General features: G+C 72.5%; 11 protein-coding genes. 8 read left to right on the plus strand and 3 right to left on the minus strand.

From position 1 onward, the window contains the following. Positions 1-3 precede the first annotated feature (3 nt). The 3 genes from ACFRFC_RS19185 (at position 4) to ACFRFC_RS19195 (ending at position 3,349) form a co-directional block, all read left to right on the plus strand. Positions 4-801 (plus strand): ABC transporter ATP-binding protein, encoded by a 798-nt coding sequence (locus tag ACFRFC_RS19185; RefSeq protein WP_382692333.1) that lies wholly within the window; start codon positions 4-6, stop codon positions 799-801. Positions 802-889: 88 nt separating this feature from the next. Next, positions 890-2,221, plus strand: a complete 1,332-nt coding sequence (locus ACFRFC_RS19190; protein ID WP_382692326.1) for a lysine N(6)-hydroxylase/L-ornithine N(5)-oxygenase family protein — start codon at positions 890-892, stop codon at positions 2,219-2,221. Between the two features lie 225 nt (positions 2,222-2,446). After that, entirely contained in the window at positions 2,447-3,349 is a 903-nt protein-coding gene (locus ACFRFC_RS19195) for an LLM class flavin-dependent oxidoreductase (RefSeq protein WP_382692325.1), read from the plus strand. An 87-nt stretch (positions 3,350-3,436) separates the two neighbouring features. Here ACFRFC_RS19195 and ACFRFC_RS19200 read toward each other — a convergent pair whose 3' ends face one another. Further along, positions 3,437-4,213 carry a carbonic anhydrase gene (locus tag ACFRFC_RS19200; RefSeq protein ID WP_382692324.1) on the minus strand — a complete coding sequence of 259 codons (777 nt, stop codon included), beginning with the start codon at positions 4,211-4,213 and terminating at the stop codon, positions 3,437-3,439. Between the two features lie 389 nt (positions 4,214-4,602). Between ACFRFC_RS19200 and ACFRFC_RS19205 the strand changes: the two genes are divergently transcribed. Further along, positions 4,603-6,228 carry a carboxylesterase/lipase family protein gene (locus tag ACFRFC_RS19205; protein WP_382692323.1) on the plus strand — a complete coding sequence of 542 codons (1,626 nt, stop codon included), beginning with the start codon at positions 4,603-4,605 and terminating at the stop codon, positions 6,226-6,228. Here ACFRFC_RS19205 and ACFRFC_RS19210 read toward each other — a convergent pair. Continuing rightward, entirely contained in the window at positions 6,205-6,585 is a 381-nt protein-coding gene (locus ACFRFC_RS19210; protein ID WP_382692322.1) for a winged helix-turn-helix transcriptional regulator, read from the minus strand. The two genes, ACFRFC_RS19205 and ACFRFC_RS19210, sit on opposite strands and share 24 nt — an antisense overlap. Positions 6,586-6,725: 140 nt before the next feature. Here ACFRFC_RS19210 and ACFRFC_RS19215 point away from each other — a divergent pair, with 140 nt between their 5' ends. Further along, positions 6,726-7,133: a RidA family protein gene (locus ACFRFC_RS19215; protein ID WP_382692321.1), complete on the plus strand. Its 408-nt coding sequence runs from the start codon at positions 6,726-6,728 to the stop codon at positions 7,131-7,133. A gap of 67 nt (positions 7,134-7,200) precedes the next feature. Here the strand turns inward: ACFRFC_RS19215 and ACFRFC_RS19220 are convergent, their stop codons facing one another. Then, positions 7,201-7,866, minus strand: a complete 666-nt coding sequence (locus tag ACFRFC_RS19220; RefSeq protein WP_382692320.1) for an SDR family NAD(P)-dependent oxidoreductase — start codon at positions 7,864-7,866, stop codon at positions 7,201-7,203. Positions 7,867-8,388: 522 nt separating this feature from the next. On the opposite strand from ACFRFC_RS19220, the gene ACFRFC_RS19225 reads away from it, so the two are divergent. The 3 genes from ACFRFC_RS19225 to ACFRFC_RS19235 all read left to right on the plus strand — a co-directional run bounded on the left by ACFRFC_RS19225 (position 8,389) and on the right by ACFRFC_RS19235 (position 11,242). Continuing rightward, complete coding sequence (locus ACFRFC_RS19225) at positions 8,389-9,174, plus strand: SAM-dependent methyltransferase (protein ID WP_382692319.1); 786 nt, start codon at positions 8,389-8,391, stop codon at positions 9,172-9,174. 45 nt (positions 9,175-9,219) lie between these two features. Beyond that, positions 9,220-9,924, plus strand: a complete 705-nt coding sequence (locus ACFRFC_RS19230; protein WP_382692318.1) for a hypothetical protein — start codon at positions 9,220-9,222, stop codon at positions 9,922-9,924. 139 nt (positions 9,925-10,063) lie between these two features. Beyond that, positions 10,064-11,242: a sensor histidine kinase gene (locus ACFRFC_RS19235; RefSeq protein ID WP_382692317.1), complete on the plus strand. Its 1,179-nt coding sequence runs from the start codon at positions 10,064-10,066 to the stop codon at positions 11,240-11,242. Positions 11,243-11,443: the final 201 nt, after the last annotated feature.

The following is an 11,443-nucleotide window of genomic DNA, read 5'->3' on the forward strand; positions in this document are numbered from 1 at the left end:
GCGCTGCGCCTCGCCTACGACGACCGGATCGTCGTGGACGGGCTCGACCTCGCGATACCGCCCGGCCGGATCACCGCGATCGTCGGCGCCAACGCCTGTGGCAAGTCCACTCTGTTGCGCGCGCTGGCCCGGCTGCTGGTCCCCAAGTCCGGGGCCGTGCACCTCGACGGGCGCTCGGTGCGCTCGATCCCCACCCGGGTGCTCGCGCAGCGGCTCGGCATCCTGCCGCAGACGCCGGTCGCGCCCGAGGGGCTGACCGTCATCGACCTGGTGGGGCGCGGCCGTTCACCGCACCAGACCTGGTGGCGGCAGTGGTCGGCCGCCGACGAGGACGCCGTGCACGAGGCGCTGCGGGCGACCGCCCTCACCGACCTCGCGCACCGGGCCGTGGACGAACTCTCCGGCGGCCAGCGCCAGCGCGCCTGGATCGCCATGGCGGTGGCCCAGGGCACCCCCGTGATGCTGCTGGACGAGCCGACGACGTATCTCGACCTCGCGCACCAGATCGACGTCCTCGATCTGATCACCGACCTGAACCGGCATCAGGGCCGCACGGTCGTCATGGTGTTGCACGATCTCAACCAGGCGTGCCGTTACGCGGATCACATCGTGGCGATGAAGCAGGGCCGGATCGCCGGTCAGGGCACCCCGGCCGACGTGGTCACTGCGGCCATGGTCGAGGAGGTCTTCGGCCTGCGCTGTGTGGTCGGCGAGGATCCGGTGAGCCGTACGCCGATGGTCATTCCGATGGGCCGGCACCACGAGGGGGCGCACATCACCCCGGAAGGCATTGCTAGGTAAGGCTAACCTTATCTAGCATGAGCCTGTTTGGGAGCCGCACCCTCATGCCCGTGGGTGTGGCGACCCCTGATTGGGAGGCGATGACGCTGTGGCGGCGCTGCGAAGTGGTCCGGATTTTATCTACGACGTTCTGGGTATCGGCTTCGGCCCGTCCAACCTCGCCCTCGCGATAGCGCTCCAGGAACCTCCGGCGTCCTCGGGGACGGACCCGCTGCGGGTCGGATTCCTGGAGAAGCAGCCGAGGTTCGGCTGGCACCGGGGCATGCTGATCGACGACGCCACCATGCAGGTGTCGTTCCTGAAGGACCTGGTCACCATGCGCGACCCGACCAGCGACTTCAGCTTCCTGTGCTATCTGCGCGACCGTGGCAGGCTGGCCGACTTCCTCAATCTGAAGACCCTCTTCCCGCTGCGCATCGAGTTCCACGACTACTTCGAGTGGGCCGCCGCCCGCGTCGCGGGACTGGTGGAGTACTCCGCCGAGGTGGTCTCCGTACAACCCGTCACCGAGGACGGCGAGGTCCGCTTCTTCGATGTCACCAGCCGCGATCCGCGCGAGCCCGGCGGTCTCACGGTCCGCCGCACCCGCGGCATCTGCGTGGCCACCGGCCTGGAACCGCATCTGCCGCCCGACGCCGTACGGTCCGAACGCGTCTGGCACACCAGCGAACTGCTGCCGCGCGTGGACGAACTGAAGGGCTCCGGCACCCCGGTGCGCCGGGCCGTCGTCCTGGGCGCCGGACAGAGCGCCGCCGAGGCGGTCGACTATCTGCACCGCAACTTCCCCGACGCCGAGATCTGCTCCGTCTTCGCCAAGTACGGCTACACCCCGGCCGACGACAGCCCGTTCGCCAACCGCATCTTCGACCCCGAGGCCGTCGACCTGTTCTACGAGGCACCGCGCGAGGTCAAGCAGTCCCTGCACGACTATCACCGCAGCACCAACTACTCCGTGGTCGACATGGACTTGATCGAGGCCCTGTCCCGCCAGATGTACCAGGAGCAGGTCCAGGGACAGCGGCGGCTGCGCATGATGAACGTCTCCCGGCTGCGCGAGGTGACCGCCGGGTCGAAGGACGTCAAGCTCACCGTGGAGTTCCTGCCGACCGGCGAGCGCGAGGTGCTCGACGCCGATCTGCTCGTCTACGCCACCGGCTACCAGCCGCAGGGCATCGCCGACCGCCTCGGCGAGATCGGCAAACTGTGCCTGCGCGACGACGAGGACGCCCTGCGGGTCGGCCGCGATCACCGGGTGGAGACCCTGCCGACCGTCAGCGCCGACATCTATCTCCAGGGCGGTACCGAGCACACCCACGGCCTGACCTCGACCCTGCTGTCCACGACGGCCGTCCGGGCCGGGGAGATCCGCGCCTCGGTCCTCACCCGCCGCGCCGCCACGACGGTGGACGCCGTCCGCTGAACGGGCGGGGCCGCCCGCCCCCGGAACGGATGAAGGCCCCGCACGCCGATCGCCGGGGGAAGCGACGGTGTGCGGGGCCGGGTCCGGTCAGGTCGGAGCATCGACCGAACGGCCTAGGTTCGACGCACAGGGACGTCCGGCGCCGCCCCACCGCAGGGCACCGCATGGCGCCGAACGGCCGCCGCCGGTCGCCGTGTCAGCCGGGCCGGATCTAGGCTCGATCACATGACTGACTACGGGCGTCCCGTGCAGTTCGGGATCTTTCCCACCCCCGAGGCGGAGCGGGTGGAGGACATCGTCGCGCTGGCCCGGTTCGCGGACCGGGCGGGGCTCGATCTCGTCGGGATCCAGGACCACCCCTACCAGCGGCGCTTCCTGGACACCTTCGCCCTGATGGGCGTGATCCTGGGGCGGACCGAGCGGGTCCGGGTCTTCCCGGACGTGGCGAATCTGCCGCTGCGCCCGCCCGCCGTGCTCGCCAAGACCGCCGCGAGCCTCGATGTGCTCTCCGGCGGGCGCTTCGAACTCGGCCTGGGCGCGGGCGGGTTCTGGGACGCCATCACCGCGATGGGCGGCCCCGACCGGACCCCCGGCGAGGCCGCGGGCGCGCTGAGCGAGGCGGTCGACATCATCCGGCTGATGTGGTCGCACGAGCGGTCCGTGCACTACGACGGAGCGCACTACCGGCTGTCGGGGGTGCACCCCGGGCCCGCTCCCGCGCACCCCATGGGCATCTGGCTCGGCGTCCTCAGGCCGCGTCTGCTGCGGGTCTGCGGGCGCAAGGCCGACGGCTGGTGCCCGTCCGCGCCCTACGCCCCGCCGGAGAAGCTGCCCGGCATGCACCGGCTGATCGACGAGGGCGCGGCGGAGGCGGGCCGGGACCCCCGGGACATCCGCCGTCTCTACAACATCTTCGGGGCCGTCACCGACGGCCCGCGCACCGGCCCGTTCGCCGGGCCGCCCGCGATGTGGGTGGAGGAACTGACCGCGCTGGTCGTGGAGCACGGCATGGACACCTTCGTCTTCGGCGCCCAGGACGACGACCCGGACCAGCACCGGCGCTGGGCACAGGAGGTGGTCCCGGCCGTGCGGGAGACGGTCGCCCGGCATCGCGGGACCTCCGGCTGAACGGTCTGCGACTGGCTGTGGCCATGACCGCGGCCCGGTGCGCGAGGAGGTCGCGCGCCGGGCCGCGGTCAGAGCCGCACGGGTCCGTCAGACGAGCTGGTGGACGAGGTAGGTGTTGAGTTCGTACCGCGCGCCCACGACGGCCAGCTGACCGGACTTCACCTTGGCCGCGAGGTCGGGCTCGGCGGCCAGGCGTGAGGTGACGAGCCGGACCTGGGCGTTGATGGTCGAGTCGACCCGGGCGTCGCCCTCCTTGGTGTGGTCGATCGCCGGGGTGATCTGGTCGGCCAGGTACTGGATGTGTGCCGGGAGCTGCTCACCGGACTCCTCGGCCTCGACCGCCGCGCGCACCGCGCCGCACGACTGGTGGCCTAGCACCACCACCAGCGGAATGGCGAGTTCGAGCACGCCGTAGGCGACGCTGCCGAGGACTGCCTCGTCCAGCACCTCGCCGCCGCTGCGGACGGTCATCAGATCGCCGAGACCCTGGTCGAAGACCAGCTCCGGCGGTACCCGCGAGTCGATGCAGCCCAGCACCAGCGCGAAGGGGTGCTGACTGGCCACCAACTGCTGGCGGACGGCGGCCGTCTCGTTCGGGTGGTGCTGGGAGAAGGTGCGCCAGCGCAGATTGCCGGTGGCCAGGGCGCTGAGGGCCTCCTGCGGAGTGCTCGGGCGCGGCGCGGTGGTGGTGGTCGCCGAGGCGGGGCCGGCGACCGCGAGACCGGTGCCGACTCCGGCGCCGATGACGGCGGCACCGCTGAGCGCGGTTCGGAGCAGGGTACGTCGAGCCGGGCGCGCGGAAACCGTCCGGGCGGTCCGCGAGTGGGAAGAGCCGGCTATGTGGGGAGTGCCATCACTGTTCACACACCAGAACGTATGCCCGAAGGTGCGCGCCAAAGTTCACGTTGCTGAATCATGGCCAACGAATATCTGTCCGTGACCGAGTCTTGGAACTCTCTTGGCATGGGCAAGATCAACCCTTGGTCCTGCGGGGCCCCCGAGCGGAGCCCCGGCCGGGTCAACACCCCCTGCCCAGGGCGACTTTGAGCCAATTCATCACACGTTCTTCTCTGTCAACGCACAGGTCAGCCCCTGTCGGCGGGCCGGGCTTTGCAGGAACAACACCTCTTTGAGGGCAGTTGTGGTGGGAGGGCGGAAATGGGTTTCCGGTACGGCTCGCGGGTGACGCATGCTGAAGGGGGACCGTCCTCGGGCGGCGCCGACCAGCCCCCGAGCCGCTGAGGAGCCGGCACATGAGTGGTAGCGAGTTCCCGGAGGCACGCACGGTGACGGGCAGGGTGCGGGGCCTGCGCGAGAGCGGGACGGCGGTCTTCCGCGGCATCCCCTTCGCCCAGCCGCCGGTGGGCCCGGCGCGTTTCGCCGCACCGCTCCCGGCGGCGCGCTGGGACGGCGTCCGGGAGGCGTTCGCCTTCGGGCCACCGCCCCCGCAGCACCCGATGGGCCCTCTGTCGGACCAGGGCGCCGCCCCGGCCGGGGACGACTGGCTCACCGTCAATGTGTGGACCCCGGACCCCGATCCGGCCGCCCGGCGCCCCGTGCTGGTGTGGATCCACGGCGGGATCTACCAGCTCGGCTCCGCCGCCGACCCCTCCTATGACGGAGGCAGGCTCTCCCGGCAGGGTGACACGGTCGTCGTCACCCTCAACTACCGCCTCGGTATGGAGGGGTTCGCGCACATCGAGGGCGCTCCCGCCAACCGGGGCCTGCTCGATCAGGTCGCCGCCCTGGAGTGGGTGCGCGGGAACATCACGGCTTTCGGCGGCGACCCCGGCCAGGTCACCGTCTTCGGCGAGTCGGCGGGTGCCGGTTCCCTCGCCGCCCTGCTGGCCATGCCCCTCGCGACGGGCCTGTTCCGGCGGGCGATCGCCCAGAGCGTCCCCGCCACCTTCTTCTCCGCCGCCCTCGCCGAGGACATCGGCACGGCCCTCGCCGCCGGGCTCGGACTGCGCCCCACGGTGGCCGACCTCGCCGCCGTGGACCCGCGCGAGCTGACCGCGGCCGGGGTCGGGCTGAATGCTCGTATCGGTGAGTTCACCGACCGATGGGGGCAGGTCGCTGTGACGCGGACGCCGTACGCCCCCGTCGTGGACGGCGAAGTGCTGCCCGTCGCGCCCTGGCGGGCCCTGGCGGAGGGCGCCGCCCGTGACGTGGAGCTGATCGCCGGTCACAACCGTGACGAGTACCGGCTGTTCCTGTTCGTCCAGGGCCTGATCGGCGCCGTGGACGAGGACATGGCGGTCCGGTCGCTGCGGGACTTCGGGCCGGGACCGGACGCCGAGCGGGACTATCGCGCCGCCCACCCGGGGGCGTCGGCGGAGTATCTGTACGAGGTGGTCCGCTCCGACTGGCTCTTCCGGATGCCCAGCTTGCGCCTCGCGGAGGCCCACCGGGCCGGTGGCGGCCGGGCGCACTTCTACGAACTGACCTGGTCCCCGCCCGCGACCGGCCGCCCGGACCTGGGCGCCTGCCACACCCTCGATGTCCCCCTGACCTTCGGCACGCTGGGCGAGGGCATCGGGGCGCTGCTGCTCGGGCCCACGCCCCCGCCCGGGGCCGAGCCCCTCTCCGCGTACATCCGCTCGGCGTGGACGTCCTTCGCGGCGACCGGCGACCCGGGCTGGCCGCCGTACGACCCGGAGCGGCGCCTCGTCCGGCTCTTGGACAGCGAACCGGCGACGGTCGCCTACCCGGAGGAGGCGTCCCGCCGGATGTGGCGGGAGTACGAGTTCGACGCGCTGCCCCTGCGGACGGGGTGGCTGGGCGGAGCAGGTGAGCCGGATCGGCCGGATCGGCCGGGTGGGTCGGATCGGCCGGGTGGGTCGGATCGGCCGGGGTCAGTCGACGAAGCGGCTTCGTGACGCCTCGATCTGGCCGAGGTACTGCTGGGTCCAGTCGCACATCCCGCTGACCGCGTCCCGCAGTGCCAGCCCCGGCACGGTCAGCGTGTACTCCACGCGCGGCGGCACCGTCGGGTACACCGCCCGGTCGACCAGCCCGTTGCGCTCCAGCATGCGCAGGTTCTGGGTCAGCATCTTGTGGCTGATGCCGTCGACCTCCTTGCGCAGCTCACCGAAGCGCAGGGTCCGCCCGCCGAGCGTCTCGATGATCAGCAGCGCCCATTTGTTGGCGACGTCGGAGAAGATCTCCCGCGCGAGCGAGTCCGCGCGGGTCAGGTCGGCGTCGGCCGCCGAGCCCTCGTACTGCTTGGTCACCATCAGGTTCCTCAGTCACCGAAAAGTGCGTTCTTCCATGTCAGGGCTCACTCTCCTACGGTTTCCGAGTAACCACAAGAGAGCACGGAGGGCTCCCGGCGTGCGTGGAGCGCGCTGCGGGGCCCCTTACGGAGGTGTGCGGTATGGCCATCACGCTGGTGAACCCGAGCGGACTGCCGGTGATCGACGCGTACCGGCAGGTGTCGATCGCCACCGGGACACGGCTGGTCTTCGTCGCCGGTCAGGTCGCCCGGGACGCCGAGGGCGCGACCGTCGGCGCGGGCGATCTCGCCGCCCAGGTCGAACGGTGCTACCTCAACGTCGGCACCGCGCTCGCCGGGGCCGGCGCGACCTTCGCGGACGTGGCCAAGCTGACGGTGTACGTCGTCGACTGGACGCCGGACAAGATGCCGCGGTTCCTGGCGGGCGTCGCACGGGCCGCACGGCACCTGGGCGGCACTCCGGTCCCGCCGGGGACGCTGGTGGGCGTCGCCGCGCTGGACGTGCCTGAACATCTGGTCGAGGTGGAGGCCACGGCCGTACTGGACTGAGGGCCGGGGACGACGCCTTCCGGCTGTGGGGTCCTGGTCCCCGAGCCGGTGACGGCCGACTCTCCGCTCACGCCTCCAGATCGTCCGCGAAGTGCCGGAACCCGTGGCGCTCCGTGTGCAGGGACCACAGCGTGTCCGCCAGCACGGCCGGGTCCCGGCGCGGATGCCCCGGGACGATCGCGCCGGGAATGACCAGCTGGGTGACATGGATGCCGTCGGCCGCGAGGGTGTCGTGCAGCAGATGGCCGTACGCGCTCTGGGCCGCGAAGGCGATCGAGGTCCCGGCCCGTTCGGGGTGGGGCACGACCGCGGTGCCGCCGTTGACGAAGAGGATCGTGCCGCGCCCCAGCTCCCGCATGGCGGGCACCACGGCGCGTACGGCGGTGACGGGGCCGTACACCGAGAACTCGATGGGGCCGGTCAGGTCGTCGGGGCCGGTCTCCAGGACCGGCCGCATGAAGTCCCGGTGCGGGATCGGGCTGTACTGGAGGACCTCGATCGGGCCCAGCGCGTCCGCCGCGGCGTGCAGCGCGTCGGTGAGCGCCCGGGGGACCCGGACGTCGGCCGTGAAGCCCCGCGCGGTGATGCCCTCGCGGCCCAGTGCGGCGGCGAGGGCGTCGGTGCGCTCCTGGTCGCGTGCGATGAGGGCGACGGCGAAGCCCTCCCGCCCGAAGCGCCGGGCGACGGCCGCGCCCAGGCCGGGCCCGGCTCCGATGATGGCGATGGTGGTCATGAACCACACCTCCTAGCACGCCCGGGGCCCCCGCCCTGGGACGACACGGCAGGGACGCGTGCGCGCCGCCGCGCGCGGAAGGCGAGCGGCAGGAGATCGGTGGCCGATCCCGAAGCCCGATCCGTACGCGTTCCCAGAAGCAACCGACCTGAGACAGGTGGAAGTTGGGGCACGAGCGGCCACAACGGGCATGGACCGCGTGCCGCGACGGCGGACCGGGCGGCTGATGCGCGCGGGCCCGGTCCCCGGCATCGACGTCTGCGACGCGGCGGCCCGACGCTCCGCCGCCTCGCTGAGCGCCGCCCGGACGGCCCCAACGGCCGTCCCGTGGAGGTCCCCGACTCCACCCGGGGCGCCCGGCGCGAGCCCCGGCCGGGGCTTGCGCTCCGAACCCCCGGACCTGCCCCGGGCGCCCCGCGCGAGCCCCGGCCGGGCAATCCGCCGACCTGGCTGGCGAATCGGTTCTCTGCCCTGCGATGATCGAGGCCCGCATTTCTTGATCCTCATGCGACGGAGTCCGTGATGACCGCTGAGACCCCCAGCCCGCGCATCGACACCAGCAGGCCGCACCCCGCGCGGGTCTACGACTGGCTGCTGGGCGGGAAGGACAACTACCCGGTCGATGAGGCCGTGGGCCAGAAGCTGCCGCCCGAGGCGCACGAAGGGGCCCGGCAGAACCGGGAGTTCATGCACCGGGCGGCGGCGTGGCTGGCCGCGGAGGGCATCGACCAGTTCCTGGACATCGGCACGGGCATCCCCACCGAGCCCAACCTCCACCAGATAGTGCAGCGCGTCCGGCCCGAGGCGCAGATCGTCTACACGGACAACGACCCGATCGTGCTGCGCCACGCGGAGGCGCTGCTGGTCAGCCGCCCCGAGGGGGCCACGGACTACATCGAGGCCGACGTCCGGCGGCCGGGCCAGATCCTGGAGCACGCGCGCGGCGTCCTCGACTTCGACCGGCCGATCGCCCTGTCCCTGATCGCGCTGATGCACTTCATCGACGACGAGCAGGACCCGTACGCGATCGTCAGCGAGCTGATCGGCGCCCTGCCCTCGGGCAGCTGGCTGGTGCTCTCGCACGCCTCGTCCGATATCTTCCCCGAGCTGTCGGCCCAGGTCACCGAGCAGTACGCCAAGGGTGGCATCCGCCTCAGCTTCCGCGGGCGTGCCCAGGTCACCCGCTTCTTCGAGGGCCTGGAGTTCGCCGAGCCCGGCCTGGTCACGGCGACCGAGTGGTTCCAGGGCACCGAAGCGCCGAAGCCCGAGTCCAGCGGTATCTACGCCGGTGTCGCGCGGATTCTGTGAGCATGGTTTCCCGCGAGCGCACGCCCCGCTGAAGGAGCCGACGCGATGACGTCCGCCCCGCAGCGCTACCGCGGCCTCCGGGTCCGGTTCGACGAACCGGACCCGGCCCACCGGCTCTTCCAACACACCGGAGGACACGGTGACTTCGGCACCGTCACAGGCGTCGCGACCCCCGGCTTCCCGGCCTACGCACGGCTGCTGCACCCCGCCGCGCTGAGGGAGCGGCCGGTGCGCTGGGCCGCCGTCGCCGCGGCCCACGGGCGTGAGCTGAGCGCGGCCACCCGCTGGCACGAGCTGATCGGCAAGGACCGCGACCACCTCAACGACGCCGACCCCGGCCTGCCCGGCGTCTGGGACGAGCACCCCGCCGAGGGCCCCACGCCCGTCGACCTGGCCGTGACCCTCGTCCCCGTCCTCACCCGGCACACCACCACCCCCGACCGCTGCTGGTTCGGCCTGTGGCACGGCTACGGGCGCCTGGAGTTCGACGGCGTACCGACCTTCGCCACACCCCACCGGGAGAGGGTCCTGCTGTCCGGGGCACTCGCCGACGTCACCGCGCCGGAACCGGCGGACGAGTTCGCCGAGTTGCCCGACCTGTGGTGGCCCGAGGACACCGCCTGGTGTCTCGGCGGCGATGTGGACCTGGTCAGCACCTACGTCGGCGGCACCCCGGAGCTGATCGCCGACCTGCTCGCCACGCCCGGCGTCGAGGCCCACCCCGTGGCACCCGGCACCCTGGTCGACTGACCGCCACACCTCCGCCGTACGGACTACCCCTGGAGTTGCGGGCGCCGCGCCACCCGTACCACCGGAGTTGCACGCGTCCCCCAGGGAATTCCACCCCGGGAGGAAGGCGCAGGTCAGACGCCCGACCTACGCTGAACGCATGGCTTCTGACGTCCTGCCCCGGCTGCGTGGGCGGCTGCGTACCCCCCGCCACGGCGACGCGGCCCTCGCCCTCGGCCTGTTCGTCGTCGTCGGCGTCGGCAGCGCCCGCTCGCTGCTCGGCTCGCGCGAGGAGTCCTGGGGCGCCACCGCCGTCAGCTGGCTGCTGATCGCCCTGTCGTGCGGCGCGCTGTACTTCCGCCGCCGCCACCCGGTGACCGTGACGGCGGTGGTGCTGGCCGCCTGCACCGCGTACTACCTGACCAGTACCTACGACGGACCCCTGCTGGTCGTCGCCGTGATCGCCCTCTACACGGTGGCCGCCGAAGGACGGCTGGCGGCGGCGGTCGTCCTCGGGTTGATCGTCATCGGCGGCACCGGTCTCGGCACGCTCGCGGGCAACGAGGACGTCACCGGAGTCGCCCTGTTCATGCTCACCGGCTGGCTGGTCGGGATCATCGCGCTCGGCAGGCTGCGCCACAACCGGCTGGCCTACGCCCGGCAGGTGGAGCGGCGTGCGATCAGCGACGAACGGGTGCGCATCGCGCGCGACCTGCACGATGTGATCGGGCACCACATCTCCCTGATCAATGTGCAGTCGGCTGCGGCCCTGCGCCGGATGACCAGGAACCCGGAGGCGGGCGCCGCGCAGGCCGAGCAGGCGCTGGCCGCCATCAAGGACTCCAGCCGGGAGGCCCTGCGCGATCTGCGGGCCACCCTCGGGGTGCTGCGCCAGGCGGGCGAGACCGCCCCCACCGCGCCCGCGCCCGGCCTCGAACGGATCGGGGAACTCACCGAGTGGGCCCGCCGGGCCGGGCTGGACGTGCGGGTGGAGTCGGCGGGGGAGCGGTCGGCGCTGCCCGCCGAGGTGGACCTCGCCGCGTACCGGATCGTGCAGGAGTCGCTGACCAACGTCACCCGGCACGCCCGCGCCTCGGCCGTCGTCATCCGCATCGACCAGCGGCCCGGCGAACTGCGCGTGGAGATCGACGACGACGGCCACGGGTTCGCCTCCGGCGGTGTGGGCGGGGGTGGCAGCGGCGGCGGCAGTGGCATCAGCGGGATGCGGGAGCGGGCCCGGACGCTGGGCGGCGACCTGTCGACCGGGCCGCGCCCCGGCGGCGGATTCAGCGTGCGGGCCCGGTTGCCGTATCCGTCGGTGCCGGTCGTGAAGGGGTAGGCGGGGGAGGGAGGGTGAGGGAAGGTGAGGGAAGGTGGGGAAGGGCGGGGGTGGCGCGCGGGCGGCGTGGTCCATGGGTGGGGCCGGGAGCGTATCCGTCATCATGGGCGGCGGGGCGTTCGTCCTCCGCCCCCGCGCGGTTCGCCCCTGCCGCCTGCCGCCTGCCGCCTGCCGCCTGCCGCCTGCCGCCTGCCGCCTGCC

It is taken from the genome of Streptomyces sp. NPDC056734 (genome assembly GCF_042790455.1).
Lineage (GTDB): Bacteria > Actinomycetota > Actinomycetes > Streptomycetales > Streptomycetaceae > Streptomyces.